The 19,297-nt window shown below is 32.8% G+C and carries 19 protein-coding genes; 12 read left to right on the top strand and 7 right to left on the bottom strand.

The window, feature by feature from the left end:
• Nucleotides 1-49: 49 nt before the first annotated feature.
• Entirely contained in the window at nt 50-2,881 is a 2,832-nt protein-coding gene (secA, locus tag HA140_RS08960; RefSeq protein ID WP_209040751.1) for a preprotein translocase subunit SecA, read from the top strand.
• An 8-nt stretch (nt 2,882-2,889) separates the two neighbouring features.
• On the opposite strand, the gene cysE is transcribed toward secA, so the two are convergent.
• The 4 genes from cysE to miaA all read right to left on the bottom strand — a co-directional run bounded on the left by cysE (nt 2,890) and on the right by miaA (nt 6,221).
• Nucleotides 2,890-3,624 (bottom strand): serine O-acetyltransferase, encoded by a 735-nt coding sequence (gene cysE / locus HA140_RS08955; RefSeq protein ID WP_209040835.1) that lies wholly within the window; start codon nt 3,622-3,624, stop codon nt 2,890-2,892.
• Nucleotides 3,625-3,630: 6 nt separating this feature from the next.
• Nucleotides 3,631-4,617: a GntR family transcriptional regulator gene (locus HA140_RS08950; protein ID WP_209040750.1), complete on the bottom strand. Its 987-nt coding sequence runs from the start codon at nt 4,615-4,617 to the stop codon at nt 3,631-3,633.
• Between the two features lie 76 nt (nt 4,618-4,693).
• Nucleotides 4,694-5,266: a translation initiation factor IF-3 gene (gene infC, locus HA140_RS08945; protein ID WP_209040749.1), complete on the bottom strand. Its 573-nt coding sequence runs from the start codon at nt 5,264-5,266 to the stop codon at nt 4,694-4,696.
• A gap of 55 nt (nt 5,267-5,321) precedes the next feature.
• Nucleotides 5,322-6,221 carry a tRNA (adenosine(37)-N6)-dimethylallyltransferase MiaA gene (gene miaA / locus HA140_RS08940; protein ID WP_209040748.1) on the bottom strand — a complete coding sequence of 300 codons (900 nt, stop codon included), beginning with the start codon at nt 6,219-6,221 and terminating at the stop codon, nt 5,322-5,324.
• A 152-nt stretch (nt 6,222-6,373) separates the two neighbouring features.
• Between miaA and gyrB the strand changes: the two genes are divergently transcribed.
• The 5 genes from gyrB (at nt 6,374) to HA140_RS08915 (ending at nt 11,924) form a co-directional block, all read left to right on the top strand.
• The gene (gene gyrB, locus HA140_RS08935) at nt 6,374-8,341 is read left to right on the top strand and encodes a DNA topoisomerase (ATP-hydrolyzing) subunit B (RefSeq protein ID WP_209040747.1); all 1,968 of its coding nucleotides are present in this window, start codon (nt 6,374-6,376) and stop codon (nt 8,339-8,341) included.
• Nucleotides 8,341-8,667, top strand: a complete 327-nt coding sequence (locus HA140_RS08930) for a hypothetical protein (RefSeq protein ID WP_209040746.1) — start codon at nt 8,341-8,343, stop codon at nt 8,665-8,667. Before gyrB ends, HA140_RS08930 begins: the two co-directional genes overlap by 1 nt.
• A 3-nt stretch (nt 8,668-8,670) precedes the next feature.
• Nucleotides 8,671-9,045, top strand: coding sequence for a fluoride efflux transporter FluC (locus tag HA140_RS08925; protein WP_245156250.1), 375 nt, complete (start codon nt 8,671-8,673; stop codon nt 9,043-9,045).
• Between the two features lie 370 nt (nt 9,046-9,415).
• The gene (gene mgtE / locus HA140_RS08920; protein WP_209040745.1) at nt 9,416-10,822 is read left to right on the top strand and encodes a magnesium transporter; all 1,407 of its coding nucleotides are present in this window, start codon (nt 9,416-9,418) and stop codon (nt 10,820-10,822) included.
• A 100-nt stretch (nt 10,823-10,922) separates the two neighbouring features.
• Entirely contained in the window at nt 10,923-11,924 is a 1,002-nt protein-coding gene (locus HA140_RS08915) for an RpoD/SigA family RNA polymerase sigma factor (protein WP_209040744.1), read from the top strand.
• On the opposite strand, the gene HA140_RS08910 is transcribed toward HA140_RS08915, so the two are convergent.
• A complete protein-coding gene (locus HA140_RS08910; RefSeq protein ID WP_209040743.1) occupies nt 11,909-12,823 on the bottom strand; it encodes an alpha/beta fold hydrolase in 915 nt (304 codons plus the stop codon). The two genes, HA140_RS08915 and HA140_RS08910, sit on opposite strands and share 16 nt — an antisense overlap.
• 88 nt (nt 12,824-12,911) lie before the next feature.
• Between HA140_RS08910 and HA140_RS08905 the strand changes: the two genes are divergently transcribed.
• Nucleotides 12,912-13,910 carry a carbohydrate kinase family protein gene (locus HA140_RS08905; protein ID WP_209040742.1) on the top strand — a complete coding sequence of 333 codons (999 nt, stop codon included), beginning with the start codon at nt 12,912-12,914 and terminating at the stop codon, nt 13,908-13,910.
• Here HA140_RS08905 and tsaE read toward each other — a convergent pair.
• A complete protein-coding gene (gene tsaE / locus HA140_RS08900; RefSeq protein WP_209040741.1) occupies nt 13,868-14,305 on the bottom strand; it encodes a tRNA (adenosine(37)-N6)-threonylcarbamoyltransferase complex ATPase subunit type 1 TsaE in 438 nt (145 codons plus the stop codon). The two genes, HA140_RS08905 and tsaE, sit on opposite strands and share 43 nt — an antisense overlap.
• Before the next feature lie 51 nt (nt 14,306-14,356).
• On the opposite strand from tsaE, the gene ahcY reads away from it, so the two are divergent.
• Both ahcY and HA140_RS08890 read left to right on the top strand, forming a co-directional pair.
• Nucleotides 14,357-15,775 carry an adenosylhomocysteinase gene (gene ahcY / locus HA140_RS08895; RefSeq protein WP_209040740.1) on the top strand — a complete coding sequence of 473 codons (1,419 nt, stop codon included), beginning with the start codon at nt 14,357-14,359 and terminating at the stop codon, nt 15,773-15,775.
• Nucleotides 15,776-15,777: 2 nt separating this feature from the next.
• Nucleotides 15,778-16,437, top strand: a complete 660-nt coding sequence (locus HA140_RS08890; RefSeq protein WP_209040739.1) for a DedA family protein — start codon at nt 15,778-15,780, stop codon at nt 16,435-16,437.
• On the opposite strand, the gene HA140_RS08885 is transcribed toward HA140_RS08890, so the two are convergent.
• On the bottom strand, nt 16,434-16,805 hold the full coding sequence (locus HA140_RS08885) for a single-stranded DNA-binding protein (RefSeq protein WP_209040738.1): 372 nt from the start codon (nt 16,803-16,805) through the stop codon (nt 16,434-16,436). The genes HA140_RS08890 and HA140_RS08885 overlap by 4 nt on opposite strands.
• Nucleotides 16,806-16,938: 133 nt before the next feature.
• Here HA140_RS08885 and HA140_RS08880 point away from each other — a divergent pair, with 133 nt between their 5' ends.
• From HA140_RS08880 to HA140_RS08870, 3 genes are read left to right on the top strand one after another with little or no spacing between them, the layout of a single operon-like run.
• Complete coding sequence (locus HA140_RS08880; RefSeq protein ID WP_308788978.1) at nt 16,939-17,991, top strand: rod shape-determining protein; 1,053 nt, start codon at nt 16,939-16,941, stop codon at nt 17,989-17,991.
• A gap of 4 nt (nt 17,992-17,995) precedes the next feature.
• Nucleotides 17,996-18,745, top strand: a complete 750-nt coding sequence (mreC, locus tag HA140_RS08875; protein WP_209040737.1) for a rod shape-determining protein MreC — start codon at nt 17,996-17,998, stop codon at nt 18,743-18,745.
• Complete coding sequence (locus HA140_RS08870; RefSeq protein ID WP_209040736.1) at nt 18,745-19,272, top strand: hypothetical protein; 528 nt, start codon at nt 18,745-18,747, stop codon at nt 19,270-19,272. The genes mreC and HA140_RS08870 overlap by 1 nt, the downstream gene beginning before the upstream one ends.
• The last annotated feature ends 25 nt before the right edge of the window (nt 19,273-19,297 follow it).

The raw sequence follows: 19,297 nt of genomic DNA, 5'->3' as shown, positions 1-19,297 counted from the left end.
CTAATTTATAATGTTTGTAATAAGATGAATTTTTTAAGGACTTTGACTTATGCTAAAACTTTTGTTGGGAGATCCGAATACACGAAAGTTAAAGCGCTATCAACCAATAGTGGAAGAGATAAATTTTTTAGAAGAAGAAATTTCTCAATTGACTGATGATGAGCTTAGAAAAGAAACGCAGATTCTTAAATCAAATATTTCAGCTGAATTAGATTTTAAAAAACAAAAAGAACTCCTAGAAGAATTTCTTCCTAAAGCCTTTGCAATCGTAAGAGAAGCAAGTAAACGTGTTCTTGATATGAGACATTTTGATGTTCAATTAATTGGCGGGATGGTTTTACATGAGTGTCAAATTGCTGAGATGAAGACTGGAGAGGGAAAAACTCTTGTCGCGACATTACCTTGTTATTTAAATGCTCTTACGGGAAAAGGTGTTCATGTTGTTACTGTAAATGATTATTTAGCTAGAAGGGATGCAGAATGGATGGGACAAGTTCATCGTTTTTTAGGTTTATCCGTTGGTTTGATTCAGCAAGATATGAATCCAGTTGAGAGAAAGAAAAATTATGATTGTGACATAACTTATGCTACAAATTCAGAATTGGGATTTGATTATTTAAGAGATAATATGGCTACCGATATTAGTGAGGTAGTTCAAAGAAAATTTAATTACTGCGTAATTGATGAGGTTGATTCAATATTAATTGATGAAGCAAGAACGCCTTTAATCATTTCTGGTCAAGTTGAAAGACCACAAGAAAAATATCAAAAAGCTGCAGAATTATCTCTGGCATTAGTAAAAGCAAAAGAATTAAGTAAAGATGGTATTGATCCAGAAGGGGATTATGAAGTTGATGAAAAACAGAGAAGTTGTATATTAACTGATCAGGGTTTTGCAAAATGTGAAGAGTATTTAAAAGTTACTGACTTATATAACCCTAAAGATCCTTGGGCGCATTATGTAACTAACGCTCTAAAAGCTAAAGAATTATTTATTAAAGACGTAAATTATATTATTAAGAACGATGAGGCTGTAATAGTGGACGAATTTACTGGTAGGGTAATGCCTGGAAGGCGTTGGAGTGACGGCCAGCATCAGGCAATAGAAGCAAAAGAGGGTCTTAAAATTCAGCCTGAGACTCAAACATTAGCATCCATAACTTATCAGAATTTTTTCCTTTTATATCCCGGTTTAGCAGGAATGACGGGAACTGCAAAAACAGAGGAGGTTGAATTTGAAAAAACTTATAAATTAGAATCAACAGTTATACCGACAAATCAAATAAGAAAGAGACAAGATTGGCCTGATCAAGTATTTAAGACAGAGATTGGTAAATGGAAAGCCGTTGCTAAAGAAACTGCACAAATTCATAGAGATGGTAGACCTGTTTTAGTTGGTACAACAAGTGTGGAAAAAAGTGAATTACTCAGTACACTTTTATCTGCTGAAAAAATCCCACATAATTTGTTAAATGCTAAGCCAGAGAACGTTGAACGTGAGGCAGAAATTGTTGCTCAGGCGGGAAGGGCAGGTGCTGTTACTATTGCGACTAATATGGCTGGAAGGGGAACAGATATAATTCTTGGTGGTAATAGTGATTATATGGCAAGGCTTAAATTAAAAGAAATTTTAATTCCTTTGTTAGTCAGGCCTGATAATGAACATAAGCCACCAATACCTAAACAAAGAAATTCAAAATCTAAAGTAGGTTTTTCTAAGAAAGCTGGTAAAAATTTGAAAAAGAGTATTTCAAATTCGGAAACAAGTCTTTTTCCTTGCAAACTAGATGAAGCAATTGAAAAGAAACTCTCTTTTTTATCTGATGAACTTGTTAAAAATTGGGGAGATAGACAACTTTCTGTCTTGGAGCTTGATGACAGAATAGCTACAGCTGCAGAAAAAGCACCAACTGATGATAGCTTGATAAAGCTTTTGAGAGAATCTTTGTCTGATGTAAAAAAAGAATATGAAAATGTTTTGATTTATGAAGAACAAAAAGTTAGAGAAGCTGGAGGTTTACATGTCATCGGTACTGAGAGACATGAATCAAGAAGAGTTGATAATCAACTTAGGGGTAGAGCAGGGAGACAGGGAGATCTTGGAAGTACAAGATTCTTTTTATCATTAGAAGATAATTTATTAAGGATTTTTGGAGGTGATAGAGTAGCAAATCTTATGAACGCATTTAGGGTTGATGAAGATTTGCCTATAGAATCAGGAATGCTTACTAGATCTCTAGAAGGTGCTCAAAAAAAAGTTGAAACATATTATTACGACATAAGAAAACAAGTTTTTGAATATGACGAAGTAATGAATAATCAAAGAAAAGCAGTTTATAACGAAAGACTAAGAGTTTTACGAGGAATTGATTTAAAGAAGCAAGTAATAGGATATGGAGAAAGAACAATGAGTGAAATTGTAGAGGCTTATATTAATCCTGATCTTCCTCCAGAAGAATGGAATATTGACCAATTAATATCCAAAGTCAAAGAATTTATATATTTATTAGATGACCTTAAAGCTGATCATATTAATTTACTGTCAATAGAGGAGTTAAAAAACTACCTTCAAGAGCGGTTGCGAATAGCTTATGATTTAAAAGAAAAACAAATAGAAAATATTCGTCCAGGATTAATGAGAGAAGCTGAAAGATTTTTTATTTTGCAGCAAATTGATAATTTATGGCGTGAACATCTTCAATCCATGGATTCCTTGAGGGAATCAGTTGGATTGAGAGGTTATGGGCAAAAAGATCCTCTAATTGAATATAAAAATGAAGGGTATGATATGTTTCTGGAAATGATGACAAATATGAGACGAAATGTTATTTATTCAATGTTTATGTTTCAGCCTAAAACTGACACAGAAAATAAAAATTAAATCTAGAGTTAATCATCTCCAAGAAATTCTATAATTTCTTTGTCTTTAAGATTTTGAGCATCACCTAGTTTTGAAATATCAATAGATTCTGAATTTGCTAAACATTTTAGAGTTTTTTGTAACTTAAGAATTTCATTTTCGAGGGAGTCTATTCTATCCATTAGATTTTTTATCACATTCGCTTCTGCATCTGGTAGCGCAGAGTGAGCTAATGGATTAATTTTAACCCCACTTTGATGTACTACTCTGCCAGGAACCCCAACTACTGTGCTGTTCCCTTCCACGTTACGAACAACTACTGAACCTGCACCAATACGTGTATTAGATCCTACAGTAATAGATCCAAGAACTTTTGCACCTGCTCCCACTACAACATTTTCCATTAAAGTTGGGTGTCTTTTCCCATGACTTTTTCCAGTACCTCCTAATGTTACTCCTTGATAAAGCAGGCAATTATTTCCTATCTCAGCTGTCTCTCCAATTACAACACCCATGCCATGATCAATGAAAACCCGTTTACCAATTTTGGCCCCAGGATGGATTTCAATGCCTGTGATTAATCTATTGAGATGACTGAAAAAGCGAGGAATTAATGGAATTTTTAATTGCCATAATTTATGAGTAAACCTATGAATAACTATTGATTGAAAGCCTGGGTAGCAGAGAAAAATTTCTAATATCCCTCTAGCAGCAGGGTCTCTTTCTTTGATTATGTCAATATCTGATTTGAAAGTTCTTAGTATCATGGTCTAATTAACAACTCCAATCTCTTTTTTTAATTGATTTATTGTCTCTATACTCAAATAATTTTTTGCACATATTATTTGAGGTAATCTCATAAGCTGAGACCGATTTTTTAATAAAGTGTTTTCTACAACTGATAAGCTAGGTCCATCACAAACTATATGGTTTGAAGCTTTCAAAAGCGACAGTAATCTATTGTTATTATCTGAAATTGCAGTCATAAGCATTAAGTCACTCCCTCTCATGCTGTGAATAATAACTTCTGCTGCTCTCAATAAACCAGGGCTTATACTAACAATACCTACGCAGCTTCCAGCATCTAATTCTTTGAGAATTTTCAATTCCTTTTGAAAGTCACTCAAGTCAACTGTAATAGCTCTAACTCCATATTGTTTAGCAATTTTTTCTAAAGGTTGTAAAAAATATCTACTTGTTACAATAGTTCCATTATTGGAATTACTCAAAACTTTTTCTAATTCTTCCATAGGAACTACTTCCACTGGTACATTAACTTTTGGAGATAAGTCCTCTGCTATAAGCATAGAAGCGCCTACATCCTCTCTAGGTGTACTGACTATAATTCTTGCTCCACATTTAATACGCCAGTCAATTTCATTAGTTAATATTTCTCTTGTTTCTTGTAAGGTGCAGCCAAGATTTATAAAATTATCTATAGCTTTTTTTGCTTCTTGATCTGGTGGTTTACTTATTTTGTTTTTTGAGTAAATTGAATTTTTAAAGTCTTTTTTTCTAAGATTATCTCTTACATAGATACCTGACCCAGCGATCGCTTCAACAACCCCATCTATTTCAAGTTGTCTGTAAACTTTGCTAATAGTATTCCGATGAAGTCCTGTCTGCATCGCAAGTTGCCTAGTGCTTGGCAATCTGTGACCTGGTGGATAATGTCTTGCTGCTATTGCGAAGCAAATTTGATTATATAGTTGGGTCGATGCTGGGATATCACTTTCTTGTTGGATATGGTATCTCACTTTAAAAGAATCCTGACTAATTAAATTTTACTTATAGTGACACTTTAACATTCGGCATAGTTTTATTTATAATTTCTTATCCTGCATCTTTTTTAATGAGAGGAGTTTTTCTAGGGCTTAAAAACATAATCATGTTTCTTCCTTCTCTTTTCGGCTTTTGTTGTACTTCTGACTGCTCCTCTAAATCATTAGCCATTTTTAAAAGGAGTGTCTCAGCTAAATTGGAGTGTTGTATTTCTCTACCTCTAAAAATCACAGTACATTTTACTTTGTCTCCGGATTTTAAAAATTTAGTAGCCTGACCTATTCGTACGTCATAGTCATGTTTGTCAATTTTGTACCTCATTTTTACTTCTTTAACTTCTGTTTGATGGGATTTTTTTCTTGCTTCTTTTGCTTTCTTTTCTTGTTCAAATTTGTATTTTCCATAGTCCATGATTCTACAAACTGGAGGATTTGCTTTCTCGCTTACCAAAACTAAATCCAATTCTCTTTGAGAAGCTATTTCTAATGCTTTCATTCTATCTATCACACCTAGTTGTTTCCCATCTGAATCAACGACTCTCAATTGAGGGTATTTTATTCTTTCATTTATATTTGGGAGCTCTCTAACAGGAGCGCGGCGGTCAAAGCGTGGGCGTGGTGGCATTCAGTTTAGTTAATAAATTGATTTGATGATGAACAAAATCTATTTTTTATAAAATTTAGCCTAAAAAAGACTCTATCTTAATTATTGCATCTTTTAGTAGGTTTTTGTTATCAAGCCAAATAGGATTATTTTTATTGCGAAACCATGTTTTTTGTCTTTTGGCGAATTGGATAGTTTTTGTGGCGGTCAACTCTATCGCCTCTTCAATCGTTAAACGGTTATTAAGGACATCCTTTGCTTCAAGGTATCCAATGGTTTTTAAAATTGGCAAGTCAGATCCATATTTAGAGATAAGGTGTTTCGTTTCTTCAACAATTCCAAACGAAAACATATTTTTTGTTCTTTGCAAAATTCTTTCTTTTATATTATCTCTATCTAATCCAAGCTCAAGTATTTTCCAATTAGGCGGGTTCTCAACTTGTTGAGTTGAAAAAGGTTTACCTGTTACATAAAAGACTTCTAAAGCCCTTATAGTTCTAATATGATCAGCAAAATTAATTTTTTTTGTTGATTTTGGATCACAATTTTTTAAAAGTTCCCAACATTCTTCCTGATCAAGTTCTTCTAATTGTCTTCTCAAATTATTTTGTGGAGGGACATCTGGTACAAAAAAACCCTTAGTTATTGAGTTCATATATAAACCACTTCCTCCAACAAGAAAAGGCAGATAATTTTGTTCAATTTCTCTTTTAATTGATTTTTGAGCAATTTCTTGAAATTGTTTTACATTAATTTGATTAACAGGTTCTTCAATATCTATTAAAAAATGCTTTATTTTTTTTTGTTGAACCTTAGATGGTTTGGCTGTTCCGATATCCATAAATTTATAAATTTGCCTTGAATCAATATTATGTATATGAGTTTTAAAATGATTCGCAATTTCAATAGCTAAGTCAGTTTTACCACTAGCTGTGGGCCCAATTAAGACAATTACGTGGGGGAGATAACAAGACATATAAATTTCTGAAGAAAAATTTATCAGCTATATAATTAAAGTAATTAAAATTTTCATAGGACTACGAGCCTTTCTCTTATTACGGTGGTAAGTTTAATGAAAGACTTTTTAAAAATAATATTTAAAAAGTTTAATGTTTTTTTTTATATTAAATGAGTGAGGACAAAAGATCTAATAAAATCTCAAATGATTATGGTGCTGAACAGATTCAGGTTTTAGAAGGCTTAGAGCCAGTTCGTAAACGACCTGGGATGTATATAGGTTCTACAGGGCCTAGAGGTTTACATCACCTAGTATACGAGGTCGTTGACAACTCAGTTGATGAGGCACTTGCAGGACATTGCGATCATATAGAAATAGTTCTTAGAGCTGATGGATCAGCTTTAATTTCTGATAATGGACGAGGGATACCTACAGATATTCACTCAAGGACTGGGAAAAGTGCTTTGGAAACTGTAATGACTGTTTTGCATGCGGGAGGTAAATTCGGAAGCGGCGGCTATAAAGTTTCAGGTGGCCTACACGGAGTAGGTATTTCTGTAGTAAATGCTCTTAGCGAATGGGTAAATGTGACTGTTTATAGAGAAGGTAGTGAGTTTAATCAAAGATTTGAAAAAGGTGTATCTAAGGGTGAGTTGCAAAGAACAAAGCAGTCTATTAAACCTTTTAAAACAGGAACCACTATTTGTTTTAAGCCCGATAAAACAATTTTTTCTGGAGGAATCGAATTTGAATATGCTCTTCTTTCATCTAGGTTAAGGGAACTAGCTTATCTCAATGGTGGAGTAAAAATCGTTTTTAGAGATGAGAGAACTGAATTGACAAATGGTTCTTATAAAGAAGAAATTTACCTATATCAAGGTGGTATTAAAGAATATGTTCAATATATGAATGCACAAAAGGAGTCTATTCATCCTGAGATAATTTATGTTGACTCACAAAGAGAAAATGTTTATGTCGAAGCTGCTTTGCAATGGTGTTCTGATGTATATTCAGATAATATCTTAGGGTTTGCAAATAATATTAGAACTATTGATGGAGGTACCCATATAGAGGGACTTAAGACAGTTTTGACAAGAACATTCAACAATCTTGCAAAAAAGAGAGGCAAAAGAAAAGAGATTGAAAAAAATTTAGCTGGCGAAAATATTAGAGAGGGCTTAACTGTTGTTTTATCAGTTAAAGTTCCAGAACCTGAATTTGAAGGACAAACAAAAACAAAATTAGGGAATACTGAAGTTAGAGGTATTGTTGACTCTCTTGTAGGGGAAGCTCTAACAAAATATATGGAATTCAATCCAGGAATCTTAGACTCAATTCTTGAAAAAGCAATTCAATCATTTAATGCAGCAGAAGCTGCAAGAAGAGCTAGAGAATTAGTAAGAAGAAAAAGTGTTCTAGAAAGTTCAACTTTGCCAGGTAAATTAGCAGATTGTAGTTCTAGAGATCCCTCAGAATCAGAAATTTATATCGTTGAGGGAGATTCTGCTGGAGGTTCGGCAAAACAAGGAAGAGATAGAAATTTTCAGGCTATTTTGCCTCTTAGGGGTAAAATTCTTAATATCGAAAAAACTGATGATACAAAAATATATAAAAATACAGAAATTCAGTCATTAATCACAGCTCTTGGTTTAGGAATAAAAGGAGAGGAGTTTGATGTGCACTCTTTGAGATATCACAGAGTTGTAATTATGACTGATGCAGATGTTGATGGGGCTCATATAAGAACTTTATTATTGACATTTTTTTATAGATATCAAAGACAACTTGTTGAAAGAGGTTATATATATATTGCTTGTCCTCCCCTTTACAAAGTTGAAAGAGGTAAGAATCATAAATACTGTTATAACGAGAATCAATTAAAAGATACAATTTCAGGTTTTGGAGAAAATGCAAATTACAATATCCAAAGATTTAAGGGATTAGGTGAGATGATGCCAAAGCAATTGTGGGATACGACTATGAATCCTGAAACTAGGATGATGAAAAGAGTTGAAATTGAAGATGCACTTGAAGCTGATAGAATATTTAATATTTTAATGGGAGATAAAGTTGCACCAAGAAGAGAATTTATTGAAACTCATAGTAGCAAATTAGATATGGCAACTTTAGATATTTAATGAACAATCTTCTTAAGAATTTTTGCTTGATTACTTTTGCTTTAATAGCTCCAGTTACATTGCCTGCTGGTGGTATTCAAAAAAGTTTAACTCAAAATAACTTACCCACCAACACAAAAGAAATTATATTGAGTTCCAATACTTGTCTTTATTCTTTCCCGAAAATTTATGCAAAAGAATTATTAGTCCTTGATATAGGTACTACTTTATCAGTTTTACGTAATTGGAAAGTCAGCAAAAATGAAATTTGGGTTAAGGTGGAATTAGCTTCTAATGTTTTATTAGATGATCCTAATAAAATTACAAAAGGCTGGATAAAAATGTAAGTTTTGTATATTAATTCAAACTCAATAATTTTTGTTTTATTTGGGAGTACTTTTGGATTAATACTAAGGATTTTTATACAAAATAATTTCAAAATTAATATAGGATTTTATATTCAAAATACTTCAGTAGTAAACTTTATAGCGTCTTTTTTTTTAGGAATTTTAGTTGCATTAAATTTTGTTAATAACAATAAATTATTCTTATTTTATACTGGATTTTTAGGCAGTTTCAGTACATTTTCTTCTTTTGTATATCAACTATTTGCTTTATTAAAAAAGAAGCAATTTACGCGTTTATTTTTTCACTATATAGAGGTGATAATTCTATCTTTTATTTGCTTTTATTTAGGTTATTATTTAGTGCAAACTATTCAATGAAAATAAAAAGTTGCTTATACATTCTTCTGGCTTGTTATTTAGCTACTTTCTTAAGGATACTTATAAATAATAATTTCATTGTTTCATTAATTGGATCGTTGTTTTTTGGTTTTGTTGCAGCAAAAAAATTAAGTTGCCTTAAAAAAAAGATTTTTTTTAGTGGTTTTTTTTCGTGTTTTACCTCTTTTAGCGGATTCATATATTTTTTGTATAAAATACTTAATGAGGGAAATTGGATAAAATTTATATTTTTCTTCAATATCATTATTATTGTAAATTTATTTACAATGTATTTTGGGTATTGGATAAGTAGAAAAATGACTTAAATTTCATATAATGGTGTTGTTACTTTGACGAGGGATTTATATTTATGAATGAAAATAATCTCGAAACGGTTACATCCTTATCTTCAGATTTAAGTATAAGGGAAAACATTACTATTCAACTTGAAGAATTGCTAGTGGCAGGCAATTATGATGAGGCAAAGTTGCTTTTAGAACCTTCCCAGCCTGTTGATATCGCAGATGCTATTGGAAGCCTTCCATTAATATTGCAGGCACTTGCATTTAGATTGTTAAAGAAAAATGAGGCAATTGAGGTTTATGAATATTTAGATCCAATAGTTCAGCAAACTTTGTTAGACAGACTTCGTTCAGGAGAAGTTTTAGAAATCGTTGAAAAAATGTCTCCTGATGATAGGGTCCAACTTTTTGACGAATTACCTGCAAAAGTTGTGCGAAAATTCTTATCTGCCCTTAGTCCTGGTGAAAGAAAAGTAACAGCTGAATTACTTGGATATGAGCCTGAAACTGCTGGAAGATTAATGACAACGGAATTCATAGATCTAAAAGAGATGCAAACAGCGGCTGAGGCTCTTTCTTTAGTCAGAAAAAGAGCTCCATTTACAGAAACAATTTATAGCTTATACGTTACTGACAAAGAAAGACATTTAACGGGTATTCTTTCCTTGAGAGATCTTGTAACTGCTGATCCATCTAAGCCAATTGGAGATGTCATGACAAAAGATGTAGTTAATATCTCTACTAATACAAATCAAGAGGAGGTTGCAAGAGCAATTCAAAGATATGATTTTTTAGCGCTCCCAGTAGTTGATAAAGAAAAAAGACTTGTTGGTATTGTCACTGTCGATGATTTAATTGATGTTATAGAGCAAGAAGCAACAAGAGATATTTATGCGGCAGGAGCTGTCCAGCCTGGCGATGAAGATGATTATTTTCAAAGTAGTTTGTTTACGATAGTTCGGCGAAGAATTTTATGGCTTTTAATTTTGGTTTTTGCTAATGGTTTGACGACAAAAGTTATTGCAATGAATGATCAAATATTAAAAGAAATAGTTCTTCTTGCAGCATTTATTCCATTACTCATAGGTACTGGGGGAAATGTTGGAGCGCAAAGTTCAACAGTCGTCATTAGAGGTTTAAGTACTCAAAAAATAAAGTCTCTTGGTGCCATAAAGGCTGTATTAAAGGAGGCAATAACTGGAGCTCTTTTAGGTGTTTTGATGATGGTGGTAGTTTTTCCTTTTGCTTGGTGGCAAGGAGAAGGTCCTTTAATAGCATATGCGGTAGGAATAAGCTTAATATCCATAACAACTTTAGCTGCTACAACAGGTGCTATTCTTCCTTTATTATTTGAAAGAATGAGATTAGATCCAGCTTTAATGTCCTCTCCTTTCATAACTACTGTTACCGATATTGCTGGTGTATTTATTTATTTAAGTACTGCAAGATGGCTATTAAGTAGCTCTTCAGTCTAGATCGACTAGGTATTTATTCTCATTTTTGTAAAATTGGGGCTTTTTTGGTTTAACTTTACATTTCTTAATGGTATTGTTTACAAAACAACATTCAACTTTCATGTCTACCGAAACATTAAGTGAGAATAAATTGACAGCAATATCGACTTTAAAAGCTAGTAATGATGTTGATCTAGTCAGATCTTATTTGAGAGATATAGGGAGAGTTCCACTATTATCTCATGAGCAAGAAATTACTCTTGGTAGGCAGGTCCAAGAATATATGCAAGTTGAAAGGGCAGAATTGGAAATTTATGAATTAACAGGAGATAAGCCAAGTATCGAGGAATTATCAAGCAAATTAAATTTAACCACTTCCATAATAAAAAAAAGATTGAGAGCAGGGCAGAGAGCTAAAGAAAGAATGGTTGCAGCTAACTTAAGGTTAGTAGTAAGTGTTGCAAAAAAATACACTAAAAGAAACATGGAATTACTAGATCTAATCCAAGAGGGAACGATAGGACTGGTAAGAGGGGTAGAAAAATTTGATCCAGCTAGAGGTTACAAGTTCTCGACTTACGCATACTGGTGGATTCGACAGGGTATTACTAGAGCAATAGCGGAAAAAAGTAGGGCAATTAGGCTACCAATTCACATTACTGAAATGTTAAATAAGTTGAAAAAAGGTCAAAGAGAGTTAAGTCAAGAACTTTCTAGAACCCCTACAGTAAGCGAACTTGCTAAATATGTTGAACTCCCTGAGGAAGACGTTAAAGATTTGATGTGTAAAGCAGGGCAGCCAGTTAGTCTTGAAACTAAAGTAGGTGATGGTGAAGACACCGTTTTATTAGATTTACTAGCAGGTGGTGAGGATTTGCCTGATGAACAAATAGAAATGGACTGCATGAGAGGTGATCTTCATTCTCTTTTGCATCAATTACCAGACCTACAATGTAGGGTTTTAAGAATGAGATATGGGATGGACGGTGATGAGCCAATGTCTCTTACAGGCATAGGCAGGGTTCTAGGTATAAGTAGAGATAGAGTAAGAAATCTAGAACGAGATGGATTAAGAGGATTGAGAAGACTTAGTGATAACGTAGAAGCCTATTTTATTTCCTGAAGGAATTCAGATATTAACTTATTTGTTTCTTCAGGCTCTTCATCATGAGGACAGTGACCAGCCCCATTAATAATATCTAATCTCTTAATATTCCTGAATTTTTTCTGCCACTCTCTTGCTTCATTTAAAGATTCCCAAGGATCTTTTTCACCCCAAATTAATTGGATTGGAGCATCAACTTTATCGAAAAGATCAGTAGCAAGATAATCATCAAATAAGTTAATGAAGCCACGAAATGCTTCTTTAGAATTTTTCCTTTGCGAGGGTTGATAAAGTATTTCAATCAATTCTTTATCTATATTTTTTCCTGAAGGGTAAGCTTGTTCAAGTATTTTCTTTATAACTTTTGGATTAGCAGCTCTTGTAAAAAGTGTATTACTAATTATTCTTTGTCTAACTATCGTTTTAAGGACAGGTCTAAGTAGATTCATTAAGATATCACTTTTTTTTAAACGTTTATCATCCATCGTTCTTTGTGCACAATCTATCAAAATGACCCCTTTGCAATTATTCTTAAGCATTTCAGCAGCTTTCAATGCAATAACACCACCAATTGAATTTCCTACCAAGTAAACAGGAGATTTAATTACCTCTGTACAAAATGTTGATATTTGATTACCCCATAAGTCAAATGAATATTTAATTGAATTTTCTCTATCAGGTTCGTAATTTAATAAAGCACTAGGTTGGCTGCTTTTACCAAATCCTAACAAGTCAATTGCGTAGCAGTTAGAAAATTTACCAAGAAAATCTTGATTATGTCTCCAGTGGTTTTTTGATGCTCCAAATCCATGAACTAATAAAATTTTAATATTTTTTTCAGAAGTAGATTCTTTTGATAAAGACCAAGAAATTTCCCAATTTTTCCACTTCCAAGTTTTAGATTTATTTAAAGACACTATGAATATGCTTTTAATTAAACTTTAATTCAAAAAAAAATTATTCGTTTTTATTAAATTATTCTTAATTAAGGAAAGCGTTTATTTTATGGAAAAGAATAAGGTCGTATGTATTGGAGAGGCTTTAATAGACAGAATCAGAAATAAATCAAATCAGGGATTTACAGATTTTTTGGGCGGTGCGCCTGCTAATGTTGCCTGTGCATTAAGAAAATTAAAAATAGATTCAACATTTATAGGAAGTTTGGGTAGTGATGATTATGGAAAAAAATTTATTTCGCAATTTAATGAATTGGGCGTTAATCTAGATTTCTTGCAAATAGATAATGATTCATCTACTCGCGTGGTGAATGTAGATAGAGATCAATTTGGAGATCGTTTTTTTTCAGGCTTTGAGGAAAGTTCTTATTCATGCTTCGCAGACGAAGTTATCAGTAAGAAATTGATCGAAAAAGAAATTTTAAATTTGGAGAAATCTTTTTTAGAAACAAAATATTTGGTTACCGGAACGATCTTATTATCATCTCCAATATCAGCAGAGACTATTTTTTTTCTTCTTGAACAGGCTAAAAAATTTGAAGTAAGAATTGTTATTGATTTGAATTGGAGAGAGGTATTTTGGGATTATGCAAGTTTTTCATTGGAAATTAGTGAAGCCGCGAGAGTTGATTTAATCAAGAAATTTTTAAATCATGCAAATGTCTTAAAACTTGCTAAGGAAGAATCAACTTTGTTTTTTGAGGATGAAAATCCCTTGCTAATATCTCAACAATTGTCCAATAGACCAGATGTAATAATAACCGATGGGAAAAATCCTGTTTCATGGTATATCAATGGATTGCAGGGAATTACCGAAACTCCTACTTCACAAAAAATTGTTGATACAACTGGCGCAGGTGATGCTTTTCTAGCTGGTTTAATTTCAAAATTAATTTCTTCTGGATATCCTACGAATGAACTTGAGATAAAAGATTGCATTATGTTCGCAAGTGTTTGTGGCTTATTAACTTGCCTTGGTGAAGGGGCTATCGAGCAACAGCCATATTATGAGAAGGTTAATAAATTTTTGGGATCTCTTATCTCGTAGTGTCTACCATAATTTTTAGCGTATCTAATTTCTATTTTCCAAAAATCATCAATAACTGTTTCTATTAATTCTGGCCATTCAATAACTAAAATAGCCTGTTTTTGTATGGCCTCTTCTTCTTCTGAAAAAAAAAATTCTTTTGCCGAAGAAACATTTTCTAACCTGTATAAATCAAGGTGAATGAGCGGAATTTTTCCGGAGTTATAGTGATGCGACAAAGCAAATGTAGGGCTTGTAATGTCCTCAGAGATTGATAAGCCTTTAGCAATGCCTTGAACAAATGAAGTTTTCCCAGCCCCAATTGGACCCTTTAACAAAACAATTGATTGGGGATTTAATTTGTGTGAGAGTTTTTTCCCTAAATCTAAAGTCTCTTTTAAATTCTCAACAAACACAAAATTACACAAAAATCATTTATAGTTTAATAGAAAAAGTATTTACTAGATATGGTTATTGCAAATTCAGTGAAGACCTCTACACCTAATTACGTAATTGCTGATATCTCTCTATCAGATTTTGGTCGTAAAGAAATTAAAATTGCTGAAACGGAAATGCCTGGCTTAATGGCACTTAGAGATAAATATCAATCTGAAAAACCATTAAAAGGTGCAAAAATAGCTGGAAGTCTTCATATGACTATTCAGACAGCAGTCTTAATAGAAACTCTTGTTGATCTTGGTGCAGAAGTTAAATGGGCTTCATGTAATATTTTTTCAACTCAAGATCATGCGGCTGCAGCTATAGCAGATCAAGGAATTTCTGTATACGCAAAAAAAGGTGAGACTCTTGATGAGTATTGGCAATATACCCACTATATCCTTGATTGGGGGTCAGATTCTCCAAATATGATTCTTGATGATGGGGGAGATGCAACTGGCCTGTTGATACTAGGTAGTAAAGCAGAAAAAGATTTATCTGTTCTAGATAAACCAAGTAATGAAGAAGAAATTGCTTTATTCAATTCTATTAAGTCCAAGTTGAAAAATGATAGTGACTTCTACTCTAGAATTAAGAGTAATATAATTGGTGTCACTGAAGAAACTACAACGGGAGTTGCAAGACTTTATCAACTGCAAAAGCAAAATGCTTTACCTTTTCCTGCTATTAACGTTAATGATTCAGTAACCAAGAGCAAATTTGATAATTTATATGGTTGCCGAGAATCCCTTGTTGACAGTATAAAGCGTGCCACTGATGTGATGATTGCTGGGAAGGTTGCGTTAGTGATGGGTTTTGGAGATGTTGGTAAAGGTTCAGCTCAGTCTCTAAGAGGACTTGGTGCAATTGTAAAAGTTGCTGAAGTTGATCCAATTTGTGCCCTCCAAGCTGCAATGGAAGGTTTTAGCGTTGTTACATTAGAAGATGTTGTAGAAGATATAGATATATTTGTTACCGCAACTGGGAACTATCAGGTAATAACAAATCAAAATCTTGTCAAGATGAAAGATGAGGCCATAGTCTGTAATATCGGCCATTTTGATAATGAAATTGATGTGGCCTCATTGAAAGATTATCCATGGGAAAATATTAAGCCGCAGGTTGATCATATAACTTTACCGAGTGGTAATAAAATAATCCTTTTAGCTGAAGGTAGATTAGTTAACTTAGGTTGTGCCACTGGACATCCGAGTTTTGTTATGAGTAATTCTTTTACTAATCAAGTACTAGCTCAAATTGAACTTTTCAATAAGTCTGAAAAATATGCTAAAAAGGTTTACGTTTTACCAAAACATTTAGACGAGATGGTAGCTAGATTACATCTTGATAAAATTGGTGCAAAATTAACAAAATTAACTAAGGAACAAGCTGATTATATTAATGTCTCTGTTGAAGGACCTTATAAACCAGAGTTTTATAGATATTAAATTTGACCTTAATTTTTATAAATTTTCTTACTTCAATTCCTGACTATATTAGTTTGGCTGTTGAAAAAAATTCAACAATTGCATACCTTACTATTTGTTTGGCTATGTTTTTAGAAAATATAATACCTCCAATTCCTTCGGAAATAATAATGCCATTGGGAGGTTTTTTCGTTTATCAACAAAAATTAAATTTCTATATTTTAGTTTTTTGGGGATTACTTGGAACTATTTTAGGATCATTGCCTTGGTATTATTTAGGTAGATTAGTAAATGAAAAAAAACTTTCAAATTATTTAGATAAAAAAGGAAAATATCTAGGTCTTTCTTCTAATGATTTAAATAAAAGTAAAAGGTGGTTTGATAAATACGGGGTTTCTCTTGTTTTTTGGGGCCGATTAGTTCCAGGTATAAGAACTTTAATCTCAGTTCCAGCTGGCATAGAACTTATGCCATTAAGAAAATTTTTGATTTGGACTACATTTGGGAGCTTAATATGGGTAGCACTTCTCACGTATGCAGGTTATATATTTGGTGAAAATTATTCCATCATTGAAACTTACTCAGATCAAATCAAATATTTTATAAAGCCAATTTTAATTTTATTTTGTTTATATTTCTTCATAAGAATACTTATTAGATTTTATAAAAAAAATAGAGCTTAAAAAGGGATTTCACTAGAGTTACTACTATTAGAATATTGGTTATTATCAGACTCTTTTCGGGAGCTCAGCAAATTTAATCTATCGACTCTAACAACTGGTTTGTATCTATCTTCCCCACTATTTTTATCTTTCCAACTATCAATTTTAAAGCTACCTGTAATTCCAATTAATGATCCTTTTTTAACGTAATCTGCTGCAATTTGAGCTTGTTTACCCCATATTTCTAAATTAAACCAGTCTGGCTCTTCATCTCTGCTTCTTCTATTAACTGCAATAGTGAAATTTGCCACGATACTACCAGATTCGAAGTATCTGACATCTGGTTCTCTACCAGCTCTGCCAACTAGATTAATAGTGTTAATGTCCATAAAATTTTTTTTTTATAATAATCATATTTCTAGATTCTGTTCAAAGTTTTGCGTGCTATTCATAACTAAATGAGATAATTACGAGAGCTTAACAAAAAATAGATATATTATTTACTAAGAAAGAATTCTTATTGTGATTTTTAACAGATTCAAATTTTCTAGAGATATTGGCATAGATTTAGGAACTGCCAATACTCTCATACATGTATCAGGGAAGGGAGTTGTTCTACAAGAGCCTTCAGTAGTAGCAATGGATTTAGAAGAAGGGATCCCATTGGCTGTCGGTAAAGAAGCAAAATTAATGCTTGGAAGAACACCTGGCAATATAAGAGCTGTAAGACCTCTAAGAGATGGTGTTATCGCAGATTTTGATGCAGCAGAGCAAATGATAAAAACATTTATTCAAAAATGTAATGAAGGCAAGGGTATATTAGCCCCAAGAATAGTTATAGGCATTCCAAGTGGAGTGACCAGTGTTGAGCGAAGAGCAGTAAGAGAAGCTGGATTAGCTGGAGCTAGAGAAGTTCACTTAATTGATGAACCAGTTGCAGCAGCAATAGGAGCATCATTACCAGTAACTGAGCCAATTGGGACTATGATTGTCGATATTGGTGGCGGTACTACTGAAGTTGCAGTATTGAGTTTGGGTGGAACTGTGTTAAGTGAATCTGTTCGAATAGCTGGCGATGAAATAAATGAATCAATTGCCATATATCTTAAAAAAGTTCACAATTTAGTTGTTGGAGAGAGAACTGCAGAAGATATTAAGATCAAAATTGGATCTGCATTTCCAGATGATGATTTTGATAAAACTACTTTAGAGGTTAGAGGTTTACATCTTTTATCAGGCCTGCCAAGGTCAGTAACTTTGACATCAGGAGAAATTAGAGAAGCTATGGCTGATACACTTAGCAAGATCGTTGAAGCTGTAAAAAGAACTTTAGAGCGAACTCCCCCTGAACTGGCTGCGGATATTGTTGATAGGGGAATTATGCTTGCTGGAGGTGGAGCTTTAGTAAGGGGTATCAATGATTTATTGAGCGATGAAACTGGAATTTTTACTCACATAGCAGAAAATCCATTGCTATGCGTAGTTAATGGTTGTGGGGAGGTTTTGGATGATTTCAAGAAACTTAAAAGAGTTGTTGATACTCCAGATTTTGTAAGGAACGCGATAAGAGATTAATACTATGTTCCAGATCCGACGAATTTCTACTAGTCGTTGGTGGCAAAGAAAGAAAAATTGGATATTTTTTGGAATTTTTTTATTTTTAGTTTTTGTACGAATATCAAAAGGATCTATTTACAAGGATTTTTATTATTTCATCTCAAAGCCTTTTTGGCCTGGGCAATTTCAAAAAGAAGTTATTCTCAAAAGTATTGACCAAGAGTCTTTAATAAATTTAGATCTTCTTAAAAAAGATAATACAAGATTGCGTAAAATTTTATCTCTTCATGAGTCTTCTAGTAATAAACATATCTCAGCTGCAGTGATTTCGAGAAAAACTGGTAATTGGTGGAGACAGATAATATTAAATAAAGGTTCAAAAGATGGCGTGGAAATTGGTAGTACTGTTATTGGCCCTGGTGGATTATTAGGAAGGGTAAATCATACTTCTTTATATACTTCATCGGTAACATTATTAACTTCACCTGAAAGTAAGGTAGGTGTATGGGTGGATAGAATTCAAATTAATGGATTATTGGTTGGTTTAGGAGATGATCATCCAAGCTTAATACTTTATTCAAAAGATGCTGATATAAAAGTCGGAGATTTTGTATCGTCTTCTCCTGCTAGCACTTTATTACCTCCAAATATCCCTATTGGTATTGTCCAATCAGTAGATAAGTCTTCTAAAGCAAAAAAAACCGCAAAAATATCACTTTTGGCAAAGCCGCAAGTAATTGATTGGGTGCAAATTTTAAAAGTAAAAATTTAATGAATAAATTTTTCACAAAAAAATCATCTTTTTTCACATTTATTTTTGTACCAATTGTTTTTTTATGGCATCCTAATTGGCTTGGATTTTTAGGCGTTCAGCCATATTGGCCTTTATTTTGGTTATTGCCTTGGTCAATGATAAACGGATCAATTAATGGACTAATATTGGGTTTGTTTTTAGGACTAATTTTAGATTCTTTAACTCTGGATAGTAATTTTACTCAAATACCAGGTTTAATTTTATGTGGAATTTTATTCGGGAGAATTAAGTTAAATAGGGACATTTTGGTGGGTCATTTTAGGTATGGTTTAATTTGTTCCTTTGGAAGTTTTTTATGTGGGATCCTTTATTTTTTACAGATTTTGTTTAAAAATTTTTCAGATAGTACTTTTTTACTTTTTATGCCCAGCATTAAAAATATTTTAGCTGAAGTTTTTCTTACAGGTCTTTTTGCTCCTTTAATTTGCTCCCAGCTTATGAGAATCTTTAAATCTTCAATGAAAATTACAAAAATTAACTTTTAAAGAAGTGAGATATGTTCAAAAAATT

The sequence above is a fragment of the Prochlorococcus marinus CUG1417 genome, from assembly GCF_017695975.1.
Taxonomy (GTDB): Bacteria; Cyanobacteriota; Cyanobacteriia; order PCC-6307; family Cyanobiaceae; genus Prochlorococcus_A; species Prochlorococcus_A marinus_AG.
The sequence above is the reverse complement of the archived record's forward strand: the minus strand, read 5'-3'. Positions and strand labels throughout refer to the sequence as shown.